We start from the raw sequence: 19,290 nt of genomic DNA, 5'->3' as shown, positions 1-19,290 counted from the left end.
TAATTCTCTGAAGGAATATCTTACTTTATTTCCCCTTAACCTCCAGCAACTTCTGTCTTAAACCAGTTTCCATTAAAGCTAGTTCATTCTCGGCCTGACGGCGTTTGTTACGCCCATCCTCTTGAATTCTTAATGTTTCTTCCAATGTCGAAAGTAAATTTTCTTGCGTTTTCTTCAATGTTTCAATGTCGATTAAGCCGCGTTCATTTTCTTTTGCCGTTTCAATTGTATTTGTTTTTAGCATTTCGGCATTTTTTAATAATAATTCATTCGTTGTTTTGGAAACCTGTTTTTGGGCTTCAACTGCATGGCGTTGCCTGATTAGTGTCAGTGCAATCGCCACCTGATTTTTCCACAGCGGGATAGCTGTCATGATGGAAGATTGAATTTTTTCAACAAGCGCCTGGTTTGTGTTTTGAATAAGTCGAATTTGCGGCGCACTTTGAATGGTAATCTCCCGGCTCAGCTTTAGGTCATGGAGACGTTTGTCCAATCGTTCAGCAAATTGAACCATATCATTTACTTCTTGCACCTTCATTTGGTCATTTGCTAACTCTGCTGCCTGTTTAAGCTCTGGAATCGTCTTTCCATTCAATTCCTCCAGCTTTAATTCACCTGCTGCAATGTATACGTTTAAAGCTTGAAAATATTGTTTGTTGTTTTCATAAAGCTTTTCAAGCATAACGATATCTGATAATAGGACATCTTTACTGCTATCAAGCTTCACACTAATTCTGTCAATTTGTGCCCCTGTTTTTTGATATCTTGAGAGGACTTCTTGGACAGAACCAGTAATCTTCCCAAACATGCGTCCAATTAAGGATGGCTTTCCTGCTTTTAATTCATCTGGGTTCACATCATCCAGCTTCTTCATTAAGTCGCTGATAATCGTTCCTACCTCACCAATGTCTTTCTTTTTGACATGCTCAAGCATTGTGTTTGAGAAAGACAATAGCTTCGTTTGCGCAGGAGCACCATAGGTGATCATCGCTTGATGATTCTTTGGATCAATCTGTTCTGCTAGTTGATAAGCCTTGGCCTTATTTTCTTCTGGAATGACGTCAATAAGTCTAACTGGTGTGTTGGTCTCCGTTTGAATATTCACTGCTTTTTGATTTTCACCAAATGGATTTGAAAGCAGATCATCCATTAAATCGGAATCTTTTTTATTATTAAACGAAGTTTGTTTATTTTCGTTCATTAAGATCTCCTGCCTTTTTTGGGTATTGGGACTCCTTTAATGATTTTATTGTGTGCTTGGCCACATCGATTTCGAAATTCAAATGATTAATGTCATCTTCAATAACTTGATATAAATCTTGTTCAATCGTATGTTGGAGTTCCTTTAATGTTTGGTTTGTTTCATGCAATGATTGATCAAGCTCACGGCTTTTTTTCGGTTGAGAGGATAGGAAAGCAAATTTTTCTGTAAGCTCTACTGCTGAATCCAAATGGGAAAAATAAAATCGTTCTGCTTGGAAAAATCGCCTCGGTTCTTTTTTAGTCAAGCTGTAGATTTTTCTTGTAATTCTAATTAAATCAACTCTTTGCTTTAATGACGAGATATTCCAAATAGAGAAAAGGGCTTTATTTAAACGATCAATTTTTGGCTTAGCTTCATCTAAATTTTTCTTTATATAGCGATATTCACTTCTAGTCAAACGATGTTTTTTCAAAAAATTGTACTTCAATAAAACTGAGGTTAATCCATAACTAAGGATCCCTCCTCCAAAAGAAAGAGCAACGGGAAGCATTAAGGTTTGATCGAAAGCAAAATAGCTTACCAGCCATACAGAGACTGCCGTTGGGATAGCAATAATCATTCCAACCACAAAGGTTAAAAGTGAGTTCATCGTATATCGACTCCTGACATAAACTCTTTTCTAAAACTACGTATTGAATAGACCTAAGGTTTCGTTTTTCAACAAAAGGTATGGGAAAATAGGCTTTCTTATTTTCACAATACACGAAAATGGCTATTTTTTCTATAGACTGTGAAAGTAAAATATTCTAGGGCTTAGGTCGTAGTTTTTGTTGAAGAGTTAATGGTGGTTTTCTATGGCAGTTGATACTTTTAATCAATTGAAAGAATTAGCTATATACCCTTTAGTGCTTTAATATTTTGATCTTACAAAAAAAAGCAGAAAGCCCTAAAAAGGTTCCTACTTTTCCCTTCCATTTGTTATTCCATAAAATTGAGTGTCAAGGCGATTTCATTTATATGAGGCTGATCAGCCCATAAGATAAAGTAATTGTAAACTGTTTCTAGTATTTCAACAGGCTTTGGATAGCGTGCAATCAGGGCTGCCTGTTTCCTCATTTCTGCAGGCTGGTCTGCGGATGGGAAAATGAAGCATGCCTCTTGGTTTTGAATCTGTGTGTTCACTATTCGGGGCATTGAACCATAAGGCATTAATTGATGAAAAGCTTCCGCTTGACACACTTCTTGAATGTTCTCATCTGCAGAAATAGCTGAAATTTGAAAAAAGCCGTCAACACCTTCGTATCGTTCATTGTTTACTCTTTGCCAATATGCTGGATATTGAAAGTTAACCTTGTAGACAAGATTCGTATATCGCTTTCTAGGTAATTCAATGATCGGCGATGGTGACCACTGTAGAGCCATGATTGTAACTCCCTCTATTAGCCGAATTGGTACAGGATGATTTAGATCAATAACCCACATTTCATCAGCAAATTCTTGTTCCTCACAGCCCGATAGATAAGCAATTTTTCTTCCGTCAGGCGACCATGTGACAGGCGTCGCAAAACAATCAGAAATTGCCCATACCCTGTCATTTTCCCCTCTTCTTCTAACAGTTCTGATTTGAGAAAAATATCCTCTTTCTTCATAAGCAGTTGCACTATAGGCTATTCGCAATGAATCCGGGGACCATTCAGGGTAATAGTTTTTAGCAAGCGGTCCCCCTTTTACCTCAAATATATTACCTGTTGCGAGCTCGACTGTATGAATAATTGAGATACTGACACCTGGAGTTGTATAAAGGGCAAATGTTCCATCTGAAGATAAATGAACATTATGAAGAGGGCCTTCCGTATTGCTTGTTATTTGCTGCTTCCCAGTTCCGTCTGTTCGAATCCTGAACAGTTGACTAATGCCAGATGCATCTGGTGCTTGAAACAATAGTTCTAAACTGTTTGGAAACCAGTTGACATCTGATGCGTCAGGTTGATTGATGCTCTGTGATTCGTGTGTCAATACATTATATAAGACAATATGATCTCGCTTCACATAAGCCAGCCATGTGCTGCCAGGTGACCAATCTAACCTAAATTCCGGTTCTTCTTCCAATTGATCAATACGGGTGATGGAACCTGTTGGGACATGAATGACATAGAGAATTCTGTTTTCTCCTATAAATGCGATTCTGGTGCTGTCTGGTGACCATTCCGGATCTGAAAAGGATTCTCCCAATTCATTTGTCAGTTGAACCGTTACTCCATTTCTAGGGTTATATAACCATATATCGTAATGGCCACTCTGATCTGAAGTATATGCAATCAAACCATGATCACCGGGAGGAGCATAAGGGATCATTAATTTCATTCCTGGGAAAAGATCAGCTGAGGGCAGTCGGTTTACTTGCCTTATCAGCTCATGATTAGCATTTCCATCGGTTATCACATTATATCGTCTGGCGATCTGAAACAGTGTATCTCCTGGTTGAACAATATAATATGGAACCCCAGGTGGAACTTCAAGCAGCTGGCCAACCTGAATAACATAGGGGATCTGAAGCTTGTTAGCATCAACAATCACAGATACAGGCACCCCGAATAATTGTGAAATCCGAAATACTGAATCTCCAGCCTGCACACGGTATTTATTTACACCTGGTGGAATGGACAACTGCTGGCCAACAAAAATTGTGTAAGGAGACTGTAAATTATTTGCAGCAATAAGCGACCTTACAGGAAGCTCCCACCTCTTGGCAATCTGATACAACGTATCACCAGAACGAACTGTATAAAAAAATTGCATCCTACCACTTCCTTATATAAATTCCATTAATAATCTCCAGAAAGGATGACCTGTTTTCACACATGGCACCTCTTTCTAAACCTATATACTATTCGTATAAGTCTGAGATTCATTGAATTAATAAAACTCCAAGAAAGTTTTCTACAAATATCGATTTTTCAACAATTATTTCTTTGGAAATAGTCAGAATACCATAACCTATGTCGATTCCTAATTAAATTATTGTTTTGCTTTATGGAAATAGCTGTACGAGAAAATTGCCTTTCAAGCGAAGGCTTTTCAAAAAATATTAAAGAAGTAGATGGAGAATGGTGACTACGCGAGATAAATTTTTTATAACATGTTAATACTTGCAGTAGAAAAGCATAGGCTTTAAGATTGCAGGTATATAATTTTCATAAATAAAAGCCCAACCTAAAAGAATTCAGGTCAGGCTTAATTAAAGGAAGGAGTCTAAGTACGAGTAATTATTATTGAACTTTTCATAACATAGGTACCAGCGATCAAATCATGCAGTGCTCTTTTTTCTGGATGAAAAGCTACCATAAGGTACCCTATAAATAGAATGATAGTGCTGAGAAATGTGCTGAAAAACTTTACAAGTGATCGCAAAAGTCCAATTCGATTTCCATTTTCATCCGTAATTTTTAGACCGAGGGCTGTTTTTCCAAGGGTTCATTGTTCCATCATTTAAATTGCGTAAAAAAAGAAAATGGCGATACACTATCACCATTTTCTTTTCCCTCAATCTGAGGATGAATTTTTAATTATCTTCTTAAATATAGATTACATTTTTTGGAATTAAACAGCTTGATAGACTTTATTATTCTTTGTCATCATCATCTTCGTCATCATCTTCATCATCATTAACTGATATTTGCCCTTGTTCAAGGATACTATCTTCCACTACAGAAGTTTTGGATCCTTTAATGTTAAGTAAAAAGCTTGGAGCAAAGGTAGATTTATGATCTTCAAAGTAACCTCTGTTGGTCATGTAACTTGTGACAACTACATTATCACCTGACTCTTGAGGAATCGCATAGTGTGCATAATTCCAAGTAACATCATAAGGATCTAGATCATGATGCAGCACAATTCCCGTTTTATTTAAAGGTTTGTATCCTTCAGATAAGGAATCTGACACGTATCCTAACAAGTAAATATCTTTGGAATCAATCCCGTCAATGGTCATTTTAGATCCTCTTGAACTAGTGAACAAGTACCATTTTCCATCTTTTTTAAAGATGTTAGGTCTTTCAATTTCATCTGTTACGGTATTAGATCCAATCAACGGTTTCATTACTTTTTTTACCGAATAATCGTCGTTGATTTCAATAATCCCAAGTACACCGTTCGCTAACTCAGCAGCGTCCTTTTTATCACTTTGCAGCAATTTAGTTTTTTCTGCTTGGAAGAAAGCTTCGCTCTTACTGTAGTATGCTTTATTATACAGAGATTCCTCTCCTTGGTAACCAACTTCCGTTCCACTGTTTGCTTCAAAAACAAGGTATTTACGACCATTTTCTTCAACATAGTGAGGATCTCTTAATGTATGATTATCAGAGTAGTCCCCGTTACCGAAAGCTTGATCAACAGTTTGATAGTATTTTCCGTCTCCATCAAAGATGGTTTTGTAATCTTCTACACCTTCAACTTTCAGCGTAGTAGAATCTGGTTGAGATAAGTTGACTTGAGCAGTAGTTAAGGTTTGTTTGCCATAATATCCTGCCTCTGGCTCCATTTTCTGTCTGCTTGTATAAAATAAGCGAACTTCCCCATCAGATGTTAAGGTTGCAGAACCTGACCATTCTTCTGATTGTTTGTCTAGAATTGGATCATTTGGACCGAATTTATCACTAGCCTTAAATACTTTACCAGCATTTTTCCAGTTTTTAATTGAATTGTCGCCTTCTTTTTTGTAAAACATGTAAACAAACGTGTCATTTGGGTCTTTAGGGTTTCCTGCCAGACCAAAAACGATTTGGTAGCCTTTATATTCTGCTACTGTTCCATCAGCGTTTTGCAGAGGCCAAGTATCCCATACATCTAATCCTTCTGCAGAAGGGATATTTTTTATTGTTTTCTCATCAAATTTTGGCACTTCAAATTTTTCATTGCCATGTTGTAAAGCCATTTCACTCATATCTTCACGTGTAATATGTGAAATACCATAGCTTTTATTGTAATCTCTAAAGTCCTTTTCTTTGGCAGAAGCTTGGAATCCGCCACTTACTAGTATTGTTGTAGCAAAGGTTACCACACTTGCTTGTTTTACAACTTTTTTGAAGTTCACAATTTTCTCCCTCTTCCTTGATATATTTTTTTTAAAATGAATAGTGTTTGATTTTTGAAAAAGCTTCTGTCCCTGTTTACACGAACTTAGAAGAATCCAAGAAGTAGTGAGAGTTAACTACTGCCTTAATCTTAAGTTGGACAAAGCATCAAACTCAGCGAACAAATCATTCAAAAATCTATTGAAATAATTTGCGTATGAAAAAAAGCGAAAATTCGAAATAAGAGAACCGGTTCCAATTTCAACACCAACACTACTTTAAGAATGATTTAAAGTCAACTAGGCCAAATGAACCAGATACATAAACATCCCCTTTATGCCCAAATATAACTAAGACTTAAGTTATCCTTACTTTTTCAAACAAGTAAAGAATACCCTCCTTCTTATTTATTTAAATTTTTACTTTTATAAAGTTATCGTTTATTTAACTTCATTTAATAGCTTGAAAACGTTTAAATATAAGTTTCTATGCATTATTTATGAACAATTTTTGAAGTTCTATTTATATAATAAATGGATCATATTGGTAGAATATGAGGAAGAAAATACCTATATTCCTGCTATAGAGCCGTTTCATATATTACATAGATATTTAATTGTTACATGACTATTAATGAATATAGGATAAAAGATTGAAATAAAAAAAAAGCCAATAACGATACTTTTAGCATGCTGAAGTTAATCTGTTTCTATAAATTAATGGAACAAATTTCCTATTTAAATCGTAATAAATAATCGAAGAAATCTAAATGTGACCAATAGTGGGTAAAAATGGCTCAAAGTTTCTTAAACAGTTGTTTTTATTATCCATCTCCTGCTGTTTTCTTTCATCCTCCCTCTTTGTTCCAGCATGCGATCGTAGTAAAGAACAAAAAAAGAAGATGAAACCAATAGTCATCTCTTCTTAAATAGTATTAAATTCCACCTTCGGATTCATCGGATCTGTTCCCAAAAAATGCAGAATGGTTGCAAACAATATTTCACCATTGCAATCAAGACTTCTTCAAGCACATCACTTTCAAACCTTTGAAAACAATTTATCGAGCATTCCAATCTGTTTACTCTTCCCCTATTTGTTTCGTTCTATTTCCTCTATACATCATTAAACCAGCAACTAGAAAAGGCACACCTGAGATATCTAACAAAATATTTTTAAAGCCCATGGCTAAAATAAAGGTAGACCAGGCAACGTTATTTTGTCTGATTTTAAAATACGCGATAATTTCTAAAAAGATAAAGATTGCACTTAGCACTAAATAGAAGATACATACAATGATAACCGTAAAAGCAATAATATTGATTGGTGCTCCTGAATAAATCATTGATTCTAGCATTTGCCAAAATGAAAAAGATTGCATCGAACCATTAACCACATTTGGGTTCGTTATTGTATATGACCCAAAAAGACTTTTTATTTTGAGAAACGCCAGTAAAACAACGACCCACTGAATAATATTTAGACCAATTCCTATTAAGACCAGGTTTTGTGCAGTTTTATTTTGCATAGATCTTTACTCCTTATGGATCATTATTTTGGTTCAACCCTTTTCATTGTTTTTGTTTGTCCAAACACGTTCCAAGTGAGAGTATTATCGGTGTTTCTAATTAAGGTGCTTGTCACAGGGTTAGGACGGCCTGTAAAGATCATCTCAATTGAACCATCTGATTTTTGTGAAACAATCTCGTAAGTTCTTGGCAGTTCGACTTGTCTTCCATCAATCGATTGCTTGGTAGTGATAGTGTTTTCATCAAATGTAACTGTGGACGGTTCGTACCCGTCAAAAAAACCCGCATCCCATGTGCCATAAAAAAAGGGCGTATCATCTAACCTTTTCTCATTAGATTGGCATCCTCCTACTAAGAAGCTTGTCATTAATAAGCCTGCGAATATAGTTAATTTTTTTATCATATTAAACTCTTTTCTTTTAAATTTTTACCAAATATAGAGAATAACACTAGTTTATCAGAGATTACTTTTTAATTAAACTAAGCTGTTATATTTTTCAAATATTAGCTGTTTTGTCTCTATCAGTTTTTGTTTGGGAAAGAAGTTTTAAAAGTTAAAGAGTTAAATGTGAATGTGAAGAAGAGCATTTGAGAGAAGTCCAAATGCTCTTTCATGATTAAAAAGCATAAATCAATGTTGCCTAAATCGGCAACTTACTCTTTTGTATGATTCTGCGGGAATCTGGGAAGAGCTATCTTCATCTTCTCTAAAAAGAGATTTGTGTCGTATAAAACTTCCCCATCTATCATTGTTAATTCTACCTTCATATTTTTTATTTCAGATTTATTAACACTTAAAATGCTATCGTTTAATACGACAAGATCTGCTAATTTACCAACCTCAATACTGCCCTTACTATTTTCCTCAAAGCTAGCATAGGCACCATTCCAGGTGTATGCTCTTATAGCTTCGATTACCTCAATACATTGAGTTTCTCCTACTGAATATCCATCTGATGACTTCCTGTTTACAGCAGCATGGATACCGAGCAGCGGGTCAAGAAATGTAACTGGTGCATCTGATCCAAAGGCAGCAATTATTCCCTTATTAATATAATCACGAGCAGGGTACATCACATTTACCCGGTCCCCATAGTATTCAATATATCTGTCTCCATTTACATACATAAACACTGGATTTGGAATAACAACTACACCAAGCTGTTTCATTCTTTCTTGTAAGTCGAACGAGGCAATTCCCGCATGTTCGATTCTGTGACGATGGTCCTCCCGCGGATGTTCAGCTAACGCCTTTTCAATACAATTTAATAGCATTTCAATCGCGCGATCTCCTTGTGCATGAGCAGTAATTTGAAATCCTTTCTTATGAGCATCCCCTAAGATCAAATTTAACTCTTCTTGGCTGTAATAAATAATTCCGCAGTCCTCTGGATTATGAGAGTAGGGCTCTCGGGTTGCAATCGTCGGCCCAACACTGCTTCCATCTGTAAACAGTTTTGCTGGACCAATTCTAAACCGATCATCACCAAGTCCTGATATGGGACCAGCATCAACCATTTTTTTGACAAAATCATGCGAATTCGTTAAAGACCCAATGATTGCAAAAACTCGCACCTTAATATCGCTGGATTTTACAGCCTCCTGCATAACCCGAAAAGTTTCCGCCCCTTCCCCATAAGCTCCGGCATCATGTACACTGGTTATTCCAGCTTTAATAAATTCATCCGAAGCCAATCGCATTCCCTTTCTTAATTCATCATTCGAATAACTAGCAAATTGAAAAAGCTGCATGTGAGCATTTTCGATCAACTTTCCAGTTAAGCTGCCATCCTGATTTCGTTCGATGATACCTCCTTCAGGATTATCCGCAGCTTCTGATATATTAGCTATTTCTAATGCCTTACTATTTGCAATAGATGTATGGTTACATGTTCGTATAATAACAATTGGATGTTCAGTCGAAATTTCATCAAGTTCTTCTTTAGTTGGGAAACGATTTTCTACCAGTTTAGTTTCTTTAAATCCCCATGCGCGAACCCATTGACCCTTTGGGGTATCCTGACACTTTTTTCTTAGATCAGTGAAGATATCCTCTAATGATTGTATATGAGGGGCAATACAGCTTACGCCTAATAAATTTGTTCCATAAATAGTTAGGTGCAGATGGGCATCAATAAAGCCAGGCAGAAGTGTTTTTCCGGCAAGATCAAGGATCTCAGTTTCATCTGAAATATATTGCCGAGTCTCACTATTTGAACCGACGGCGATGATCTGATTCTCTTTTACAGCTACACTCTCTACCACTCTATTCTTTTGATCAATCGTAACAACCTCACCGTTAACAAATACGAGATCTGCTTTCATACAATACTTCCTTTCATTAAAATTAGCCTAAATTAATCTGTCAGTAGATTAACAGAAGAAGCCCGATTCTTAGATGAATTTTCACAAACCTCGTTTAATGAGCATTGTGATCTGCAGGGTAAAAGGTTCTAACAATGGTTAGGGGCCAACTAACATTTTTATTGAGCCAATCCCTCTCCAATGATGGTGGAATTGAGCGAGATTGTTCGTTTACGGGGCCGTTTTTCCATTTTGGTTTCTTGTCCCCGATCTTTTTAATTTAGTTAAACAAATAACCGTCGGCCTCATGAAGGTATGTGGGGACCGACGATTAAAATTTTGTTCAATTAAGCTACATCAACATATCTATTGACATCCTCTTTTTCTTGCGGTTTTGTTAAATAACTTACCGTAACCATCACTACGGTATTAGCTATTAATCCTAATATTCCTGCATGGATTTCAAAAGGTGTTGAGCTCGCAACAAGTTGATAATAATAATTCACAATCGTTCCAATAACAAGCCCGGAAATAGCGCCTCGGGCAGTTGCACGTCTCCAATATAGGGCACTGTATACACCAGGGGCAAATTGGACAATTGATCCATACGCTCCCAATAATAAAGCAATTAACCCTTGTCCACCGAAAACTGTAATATAATAAGCTAACGCACCGATCACAAAGACACCAATTCGCATAATTAATAACGTCTTTTTATCAGAAAGGTTTTTCCAAATATTTTTAATCACACCATCAGTTACTTCTAAAGAAGCACTATGAGTAATGGCATCAGCCGTCGACATTGCTGCGGCAAGGGCGCCTGCACCTACAAGTCCATAAAGCCATCCGGGTAAATTCATTACAGTTGTGATTAAATAAGGCAACACCTGATCAGTGCTCTCAAGTTGTCCTGAATCTACCACACCTATTGCTGCGAATCCTACTAATAATAGCGGAACAAGGAACAATGCAAAAACAGGGTAGGCAAGAACAGTCTTTTTAATAGTTTTAGAGTTAGAGGCATACGATTTTGAAAATAAATGCGGCCACATTAAGAAGCCGATTACGGATACTAAGATCGTTGTTGTATAAGCCATGGTCCCCATTGTTGAGCCTTCCTTACCAATTTGCAGGAATTCCGGTTGGTCTTGTACAATATCGACAAACATATTTGCAGTGCCGCCGTGTAATTGATAGACAATAGCTAAACCAACAACCCAGGATACGATAATCATTAATAAACCTTGAAACACATCAGACCATGCAGCTGCCCGCAATCCGCCAGTTGCAACATAGATTACCACAATTCCGTATGATACAAGGGCACCTAACCAAAACGGAATACGTCCTTCTGTCATAATATTGAAAATAATCGCCATACCAGACATCTGTGTTGCCAAGTATTGAATAGAGGCAAACAATGCAATTAAACCTACAATAACCGCTAATACCGGGCTGTTAAATCTCCCTTTAAGAAAAGCCGCAACCGTATATAGCCTATGTTTTTTCCCAATTTTCCCGATCTTTGGACCAATTATATACCATGGCAAAATAGCAAATGCCGTATACGTAATAATATATAAAGCAGGAGCACCCTTCGAAAAAGCCCAGCCTGGTGCACCTAAAAATGAAAAGGCACTAAATACTGCTCCACCCATTAGAAACCACATGACAAATAAGCTAAGTTTTCCGCCTGCAACCGCAAATTCATCAAGAGAACCGCCATCTCGCCCCCTACCTGCCAGCACTCCTACAATTAAAGCGATGACTAAGTAAGCTATCATCATGAATAAAGCAATTTGCCAGCCTGGCATTAAACATCCCCCTCTTCTTCTTTTTCTGGGTCAAGGTAATATAATGCTAGAAGAGCTGCAAAAGTAATCACAATCCACAAGATGACCCAAAAAAATGAAAATGGCAAACCCATAATAATAGGGGTAGCGCGATTTCCAATTTCAAAAAACGGAAAAACCAGCATCAAAAAGGGAACTAATACAATTACAATAAAAAGTGTATTAAATTTACGATTACTCATGCTTCCTCTCCTTTTATGTATTTTTTAGGGATTAATTGCTATAAACCTTTCGCCATCTTAACCGTTGTCCGATACAAAAGCTCAGTCCCTAACGAGATGTCTTCAAAGGTTGAAAATTCTTTCGGATTATGGCTGATTCCATCCTTACAGCGTACAAAAATCATTCCATATTCACACTCGTATGACCTAGCTAAGGAATCATGAAACGGACCACTCATTAATTCAATTGAGTTTAATCCCATTTCCTCACTTTCCTTCCTCATGACGTTCATAATCGTTTCGGAGCAATAGCGTGGTTCACTATTTGTATCTTCAGATATGGTACACGTTAATCGGTGCTCATCCGTAATTTCTTTTATTCTTGTTCGTAATTGGTCCTCAAGTTTATTTCGTCTATCAATATCAATATCTCTTAAATCGATTGTAAAGCTGACCTTTTCTGGAATGATGTTGCGCGAGTCTGGGAAAATCTTCATGCTCCCTACTGTCCCAACGGTTGGGACGTTCACATCTTGTCCTGCTAATTCATTTAGCTGAGTAATGATTTTAGCGGCTCCCACAAGGGCGTCCTGCCGCATGTTCATAGGCACTGAGCCGGCATGACCAGCAAAGCCCTCTAATTCAACAGTTAACCATAATGGCCCTGAAATACCTGTAACAATTCCTACTGGAGTGTCGTTAGCTTCAAGAATTGGTCCTTGTTCAATATGCATTTCAAGAAATGCGCGGATTTTGCCTGCTGCATATTCGGATTCCTTGAATTTTGCTGGGTCACATCCAAATTGGACTAGTGCATCTCTCCTTGTAATCCCATCTTTATCTGTCCGGTCTAATTCCCCGTCCTCTAGTTTTCCGAGAATACCTCTTACACCGAACAATCCCTTATTAAATCGACAACCTTCCTCATCTGAAAAAGAAACCACTTCGATTGGCATGCTTGGCATAAGGTTTTGCTCTTTCATGGTTTGGACAACTTCGAGCGCTCCCAGGACACCAATAACACCGTCAAACCTTCCGCCATATGGCTGGGAATCAATATGTGAGCCAAGCATTAAGATCGGGGCTTCTGGATTTTCACCTTCAAGTCTGCCAATTAAATTTCCAAAATGATCAATTCTTGTTGCTAAACCTGCTTCTTCCATCCACTTTTTTACTGTTTCAACCGCTTCTCTATCCTCACTTGACAAAGCAAGCCGGCAAACACCTGTTCCTGAAATTTTCCCTATTTGTGATAGATCGTTGATTCTTTGTTCCAATCTTTTCATATTTATGGTTAAAGTTTTCATGACCATTATCATTTCTCCTTTAACTTTTTTGATTTTAATAATTTTAAAACCACCATACACGATCCAATTTGTCGGAATAACACCAAAGCCTGCAAAAACAGCATTTGGATTAGGTAAAGGATTGAAAACACTCGTAATTCATGAATACATTTATGAGATTACGAGTGTTTACCAATTCTATATAGCTTTTAGCTCTTCTGTTAACGTCTTAATTATAAAATCAAGGTCATTTTCTTCAATATTTAACGGGGGAGCTAGAGTTAACACATTATTAAACCCTGCTACCGTCGCGCCATTTTTCCCAATAATGAGCCCTTTTTGTTTGCATCCTGCGATGACTTTATTTACAATTTCTGTTTCAAGCGGTTCTTTTGTTGTCTTATCCTTTACAAGTTCTATTCCAACTAATAACCCTTTACCTCTTACATCTCCGACGCATGGGTGCTCCCTTAGGAGCGAGGTTAAGCTTTGTTTTAAATGTGCACCTAATTTTTTTGATCGGTCATATAAATGCTCTTTTTCCAAGATTTCAAGATTTTTCAAAGCTAGAGCACATGCTGCTGGATTACCCCCAAATGTATTAATATGGCGGAAATAATCGTATTCCTCCGTTCCTTTAAATGCCTCATAAATTCCCTTTTTCACAGCCGTCACTGATAATGGTAAATAGGCACTTGTGATGCCTTTGGCCATCGTAATAATATCAGGTTTAACATGGTAATTCATAAAACCAAATGGTTCTCCTGTCCGGCCAAATCCACAAATAACTTCATCAACAATCAGCAGGGCACCGTGCTTTTCGCAAGCTTCTTTTACACCCATCATGTATCCATCAGGCGGAACTAAGATACCGCCGCCAGTAATAATCGGTTCCATGATGACACCAGCAATTGTTTCACTTAATTCCCATGTCATTACACGGTCAATATCTTTTACTGATTGCAATTCATGGGGCATGCAGTCTTTATTGTCTGAAGAACGGTAAGAATCTGGCGGTGCAACGTGGATGAATCCTGGAGCGAGCGGCTCATATTTATATTTACGCTGTGCTTGCCCGGTAGCAGCAAGGGATCCCATTGAATTCCCATGATAGGCGCGATACCTTGATATAAACTTATAACGAGCATGATCACCTTTTTGTTGATGATACTGCCTCACAAGCTTAAATGCCATTTCATTTGCTTCTGATCCGCTATTGGAAAAAAATATGACATATTCTTCTCCCAGCATCTCATTTAATTTCTCTGCGAGTTTAATCGCTGGCGTATGACTTTGGGTAAGCGGAAAATATGCCATTTCTTTTAACTGCTCATAGGCAGCCTCAGCAAGTTCTGTTCTGCCGTACCCTGCGTTGACGCACCATAGCCCGGCCATTGCATCTAAATATCGCTTTCCATTATGATCTGTCACCCAGGACCCTTCTGCTTTTTCCACAATTATGGTTGTGTCAGGACTATAAGGCTTCATTGAATGCCAAACATAATCTCTATCCTTTGTAAGTAAGTCTTCATTCTCTCTTATCTCTGTCATTCTTCTCTCTCCTCCGCTTTATTTAATTTGCATTTTCGCATGTTTGATGCAGTGCAACAAAGTTTCTCATTTCAAAAGTAATGTATCTCTTGAAGTGAGATATCAGCCTGAGAGACTAGCAGTAATCGGAGATTCCACCGAAACATTTATTTAAAGGCCTCCTAGTAAGAAGCGCTACGCTTCTTTCTGAAGGTGTTAGGTCGGAGGTGGAATTTGATGAAATCAGCGAAAGAGCTGATTTTTTTCTATACTCTTTAACTAGTTCTTTAGGGTGCTCTTTTCTTTTTGGCCATATTTCAAAAGATTTCTAGCTTTTTGCTCTTGATCACCCACCGATCGTTTACTTATCTTCGATTTTTCCCCTTATATCTTCGAAATCTGAAATTTATCTACGAAATCGGCAGACTTATCTTCGAAAATCTCAAAATATCGATTATTCGACATAAATCATCAAAACTAAGTAGTGTACAGATTACATATATTGTTATTAAACCGCCAATAATGAGATACTATATAAATTCTTATATTAGAACGAAAAGCTCAGGGGCGCTAATCCTTCGGCGGCAAGCATTCGGGCGAGCTTCACAGAAAGGCGTTTTTCCTTTTATTTGGAGATTCGCTGGTGACCTCAGGCGGGCTAGGCGCTGCAGCTGGACAACTATTACTAACTTTAATGCTCTAATATTTAATCTACTTAAACTTTTTGAAACTTTCTGAAACAATAAAGAAACTAATAGTCATACCTAGAAGTAATCATCTTTTTACGGGTATAGAAGTTAACTCCGTCTTTACCATTCACATGAAGATCTCCATAGAAGGAATCCTTCCAGCCAGAGAATGGGAAGAAAGCCATTGTGGCCGGCACACCGACATTGATCCCTAACATTCCTGCATCAGCTTCTTCTCTAAATTGCCTTACAGCCTTTGCATCCTTTGTATAAATCGTCGCACCATTGCCATAGCGTGACTTATGAATATATTCGAGTGCCTCATCTAAATTCTTTGCACGTAATAAACTAAGCACTGGAGCGAAAATTTCGTCTTTTGCAATCATCATGTCCGGATTAACGTGATCAAATATAGTTGGACCTAAGAAATTTCCTTCTTTTAATTGATCGATTTCTTTTCGGCCATCCCTTACTAATGAAGCTCCTTCTTCAAGACCTTTTTCGATACACTCTAATACTTTTGTCCGATGTGAGTCTCTTATGAGTGGAGTTAGAAGGACATCCTCATCAAGACCGTTTCCCATAATGAGATCGTCTGCCCTCTGCTTTAATGTGTGAACAAATTCGTCCCCGTTCCCGACAACAACTACTGCACTACACGCCATACACCGCTGGCCGGCGCTTCCAAAAGAAGAGCTGATAATATGGGAGACTGCCTTTTCTATATCAGCATCAGGCATCACGATATGATGATTTTTTGCACCAGATAGCGCTTGAACTCGTTTTCCATTGGCAGCAGCTCGCTCATAAACATATTTTGCAACCGGCTTCGAACCAACAAACGAAATCGCTTTTACATCTTCATGTTCAAGCAGGCCATTCACAACATCGTGAGCCCCATGGACGATATTTAGGACCCCATTTGGAGCACCTGCTTGTGTAAATAATCGGGCAAGTTCATTTGCTAAAATTGGAGTGCGTTCAGAAGGCTTTAACACAAATGTATTCCCGCATGCAATTGCTAAAGGAAACATCCATAAAGGGACCATCATAGGAAAGTTAAATGGTGTAATCCCGCCAACTACACCATGGGGATAGCGGAACATCTCAGAATCAATATCCTCTGCAATATTTGATAAGGTTTCACCCATCATTAGAGTTGGAGCGCCTGCTGCAAATTCAACACACTCAATTCCTCTTTGGACTTCTCCATAGGCTTCTTTATATGCTTTACCATTTTCTTTGACAACTAATTTTGCTAGTTTCTCATGATTTTCTGATAATAAGTGATGGTACTTATAGAGGATTCTCGCTCGTTTTGGAACAGGGGTGTATTTCCAAGCTTTAAATGCTGTCTTAGCGGCGCTAACAGCTAGATCTACATCCTCCTTCGAGGAAATTGGAACCCTCGCTAGTAGTTCACCAGTAGCCGGGTTTGGTACCTCTAGAGTTTCCGTACCCCGTGCATCTACCCATTCACCATCAATATAGTTCTTTAGTAAAACTGTTTCTTCTTTGATCACGGTCATGAATACGCAACCTCCTCATTCCCTTTTCTAAATTATTAGAATATTCCCACATATATAGTATCACTTATTTTGAGGCGCTTTTCATTAGACATTTCGTAAAATAACTGTTTGACTTAATACTACATTTTGATCTATTGTAAGCCGCGGAGATTATCAGAGTAATTCATGTAAGATCTTTATAATAAATATGCTCCTTTATTTGATATGCTTTGAAGAAATCAGAAATTCATTTGACAAAATCATAAATTCAATCGCTAATCTTTTCTCATGGTTCATAAAGTCATGACCAAGTAATGTCTCCAATTTTTGCAATCTGTGATAAAGAGTTTGTCTAACAATGTGCAGGCGATCAGCTGTCTCTTGTTTTGAACCATTGCAGGATAAATATGTTTTTAAAGTTTCCAACAGCTTTCCATTATACTTATTGTCATAAATAATAACGGGCTCTAGATATTCAAGAACAATTTCTTTTAAGTCTAAATGGCGATTTAATAGGGAGATTAAACGAAAAATATGTAAATCATCATAAAAATAACTCTCAGTTTGAGTGGAGGATAGCCGATCTTTTATCCGAATCGTTTCAATTGACGTTTGATAGCTAAAATGTATATTTACTAAATCTTCTACATACCTTCCCACCCCTATTAAGGGATTTAATTTATTTTCTCCAATCTTTACTTCAGACCCTAAGAGACCTTCAATCCCTTCTTTCATCCTATTTTTCCAAGTACTAACACTTCTTTCATTAAGAATGATAAATATGATGGTATTTCTCTTCTCAATCGCAAAAAGAGAAAAGCCTCGTTGCTCTAAATTTGCTCTGAAATACAGCTTGAAATAGGTTAAATCTAAATCTGAATACTCCTCAAAGGAATCTAATTTACACAGGCATACGAAACCGCCTTTGGGCTTAATGGCAGGCATATGAAAAGACAGATACTCGGAGATCGAATCCTCACTTTGATCACCGTCTAACCAACTGGAAATCCACTCTGTTTCTTCTACTTTTCGTTTTTCTGCTACGTATAGTTCCCGTAAAAAGAATTGGGCAAGAGCCGTTGCCGTTCTGTCCAGAATGAGCTGATCAAATTCAGTTAAAGACCTGTCATTAGAAATAATGATTAATTCTGCATAGTTATCACCTAGCAAATCAATAGGAATCCTAGCAATCGAGCTGCTTGATGAAACCTTTTCACTTCTCTCAATTACATTTAATAGTGCTTTTCGTTCATATTCAGCTGCTTCCGGGAAAAATTGAATTTCTTTACTGTTAAATAAAATAATCACCTGGATATGTAAATATTCTTGAATATATTTAAGAATTTCGCCGTAGTTTTCGATGGTTAGAAGTTTTTTATTTAATACTTGTGAATAACTCTCTAAGCTTGAAATCATTTGATATTGCCGATTAATTAAAAGGGCATGGATGTCTTGGGTTATTTCTACAAAAGGCACCTCTTTTAGAAATAGGATAATAGGAAACTGTGACCTGTTGGCAATATCAATTATTTCTTCAGGGATCGAAGAGGTATATGTGCCTATTTCAATGCATAGTCCTGCTGCTTGAGAGTCAATTAATTGCTCTAACAAAGAAATGAATATTTCTTTCTCTTTCCAAGCAACTCCAGTTGACAAGATTAATTCGTGCCCTTTTAATAGATTACGAATATTGGTTACTTCGACAATATGAACCCATTTCACTAAACGAGTGAGCCCTTGATTGCCTGCTATTACCTTGATCCTTTCAAAATGCTTTCTTTGTAAAATGTCTCTTACAGTTATATAAGATCTCAAGATAGAAGCTCCCCTAATATTGAATTTAAGTATTACTTCTATTATAGGGATTAAAATGGAGTTTGTAAGGGAATTTTCTATTTTTTTAGAATATTAAAACAATAGGCTGGTAATCAAATTACTAAATACCAGCCTAATTAATTACCTCAATTCTATCCTCCTTTAATTGATCTGGTTGGAGCTAACGTGAGAGGTCCACTTATATTATTGTCTTCATGCAAGTTTTATTGTCTGAAACTCCCCTTATTCGAGCCTTATCTCCATATTTACTTTCCGATTCTGAAGATTTATTGTCTGGAAGCGAATTTTTATTTGCCGATTAGAAAAATTATTGTCTAGACA

The 19,290-nt window shown here is 37.2% G+C and carries 13 protein-coding genes and 1 pseudogene; all 14 read right to left on the bottom strand.

All coding sequences use genetic code 11. The features are described from left to right. Window positions 1-25 precede the first annotated feature (25 nt). Complete coding sequence (locus IC621_RS20070; RefSeq protein WP_191160760.1) at window positions 26-1,201, bottom strand: toxic anion resistance protein; 1,176 nt, start codon at window positions 1,199-1,201, stop codon at window positions 26-28. Then, complete coding sequence (locus tag IC621_RS20065; protein ID WP_191160758.1) at window positions 1,188-1,853, bottom strand: 5-bromo-4-chloroindolyl phosphate hydrolysis family protein; 666 nt, start codon at window positions 1,851-1,853, stop codon at window positions 1,188-1,190. Before IC621_RS20065 ends, IC621_RS20070 begins: the two co-directional genes overlap by 14 nt. Window positions 1,854-2,182: 329 nt before the next feature. Next, the gene (locus IC621_RS20060) at window positions 2,183-4,003 is read right to left on the bottom strand and encodes a LysM peptidoglycan-binding domain-containing protein (RefSeq protein WP_191160756.1); all 1,821 of its coding nucleotides are present in this window, start codon (window positions 4,001-4,003) and stop codon (window positions 2,183-2,185) included. A gap of 453 nt (window positions 4,004-4,456) precedes the next feature. Beyond that, window positions 4,457-4,666: pseudogene (locus IC621_RS27250) on the bottom strand (RDD family protein); the annotation flags it as partial. A 160-nt stretch (window positions 4,667-4,826) separates the two neighbouring features. Then, on the bottom strand, window positions 4,827-6,296 hold the full coding sequence (locus tag IC621_RS20050; RefSeq protein WP_191160754.1) for a glycoside hydrolase family 68 protein: 1,470 nt from the start codon (window positions 6,294-6,296) through the stop codon (window positions 4,827-4,829). 1,058 nt (window positions 6,297-7,354) lie between these two features. Then, window positions 7,355-7,801, bottom strand: a complete 447-nt coding sequence (locus tag IC621_RS20045; protein ID WP_191160752.1) for a hypothetical protein — start codon at window positions 7,799-7,801, stop codon at window positions 7,355-7,357. 23 nt (window positions 7,802-7,824) lie between these two features. Next, window positions 7,825-8,205 carry a DUF3255 family protein gene (locus IC621_RS20040; protein ID WP_191160750.1) on the bottom strand — a complete coding sequence of 127 codons (381 nt, stop codon included), beginning with the start codon at window positions 8,203-8,205 and terminating at the stop codon, window positions 7,825-7,827. Between the two features lie 251 nt (window positions 8,206-8,456). Beyond that, window positions 8,457-10,127 (bottom strand): amidohydrolase, encoded by a 1,671-nt coding sequence (locus IC621_RS20035; protein ID WP_191160748.1) that lies wholly within the window; start codon window positions 10,125-10,127, stop codon window positions 8,457-8,459. A gap of 326 nt (window positions 10,128-10,453) precedes the next feature. Beyond that, window positions 10,454-11,920, bottom strand: coding sequence for a sodium:solute symporter family protein (locus IC621_RS20030; protein WP_191160746.1), 1,467 nt, complete (start codon window positions 11,918-11,920; stop codon window positions 10,454-10,456). Then, a complete protein-coding gene (locus IC621_RS20025; protein ID WP_191160744.1) occupies window positions 11,920-12,141 on the bottom strand; it encodes a DUF3311 domain-containing protein in 222 nt (73 codons plus the stop codon). The genes IC621_RS20030 and IC621_RS20025 overlap by 1 nt, the downstream gene beginning before the upstream one ends. A gap of 38 nt (window positions 12,142-12,179) precedes the next feature. After that, the gene (locus tag IC621_RS20020; RefSeq protein ID WP_396653083.1) at window positions 12,180-13,433 is read right to left on the bottom strand and encodes a M20 family metallo-hydrolase; all 1,254 of its coding nucleotides are present in this window, start codon (window positions 13,431-13,433) and stop codon (window positions 12,180-12,182) included. A 171-nt stretch (window positions 13,434-13,604) separates the two neighbouring features. After that, complete coding sequence (locus IC621_RS20015; protein WP_191160740.1) at window positions 13,605-14,957, bottom strand: aspartate aminotransferase family protein; 1,353 nt, start codon at window positions 14,955-14,957, stop codon at window positions 13,605-13,607. Between the two features lie 730 nt (window positions 14,958-15,687). Beyond that, entirely contained in the window at window positions 15,688-17,154 is a 1,467-nt protein-coding gene (locus tag IC621_RS20010) for a CoA-acylating methylmalonate-semialdehyde dehydrogenase (protein ID WP_191160738.1), read from the bottom strand. Between the two features lie 195 nt (window positions 17,155-17,349). Continuing rightward, on the bottom strand, window positions 17,350-18,951 hold the full coding sequence (locus IC621_RS20005; protein ID WP_191160812.1) for a PucR family transcriptional regulator: 1,602 nt from the start codon (window positions 18,949-18,951) through the stop codon (window positions 17,350-17,352). Window positions 18,952-19,290: the final 339 nt, after the last annotated feature.

It is taken from the genome of Metabacillus arenae (assembly GCF_014773385.1).
GTDB lineage: Bacteria > Bacillota > Bacilli > Bacillales > Bacillaceae > Metabacillus_D > Metabacillus_D arenae.
This window is presented reverse-complemented; position numbering and strand designations above follow the sequence as displayed.

Excerpts from the sequence above, each read along its gene's own strand:
- IC621_RS20070 (WP_191160760.1), bottom strand. The coding sequence starts at position 1,201 with ATGAACGAAAATAAACAAACTTCGTTTAATAATAAAAAAGATTCCGAT.
- IC621_RS20035 (WP_191160748.1), bottom strand. The coding sequence starts at position 10,127 with ATGAAAGCAGATCTCGTATTTGTTAACGGTGAGGTTGTTACGATTGAT.
- IC621_RS20040 (WP_191160750.1), bottom strand. The coding sequence starts at position 8,205 with ATGATAAAAAAATTAACTATATTCGCAGGCTTATTAATGACAAGCTTC.
- IC621_RS20020 (WP_396653083.1), bottom strand. The coding sequence starts at position 13,433 with ATGGTCATGAAAACTTTAACCATAAATATGAAAAGATTGGAACAAAGA.
- IC621_RS20010 (WP_191160738.1), bottom strand. The coding sequence starts at position 17,154 with ATGACCGTGATCAAAGAAGAAACAGTTTTACTAAAGAACTATATTGAT.
- IC621_RS20030 (WP_191160746.1), bottom strand. The coding sequence starts at position 11,920 with ATGCCAGGCTGGCAAATTGCTTTATTCATGATGATAGCTTACTTAGTC.
- IC621_RS20060 (WP_191160756.1), bottom strand. The coding sequence starts at position 4,003 with ATGCAATTTTTTTATACAGTTCGTTCTGGTGATACGTTGTATCAGATT.
- IC621_RS20045 (WP_191160752.1), bottom strand. The coding sequence starts at position 7,801 with ATGCAAAATAAAACTGCACAAAACCTGGTCTTAATAGGAATTGGTCTA.
- IC621_RS20015 (WP_191160740.1), bottom strand. The coding sequence starts at position 14,957 with ATGACAGAGATAAGAGAGAATGAAGACTTACTTACAAAGGATAGAGAT.
- IC621_RS20065 (WP_191160758.1), bottom strand. The coding sequence starts at position 1,853 with ATGAACTCACTTTTAACCTTTGTGGTTGGAATGATTATTGCTATCCCA.
- IC621_RS20025 (WP_191160744.1), bottom strand. The coding sequence starts at position 12,141 with ATGAGTAATCGTAAATTTAATACACTTTTTATTGTAATTGTATTAGTT.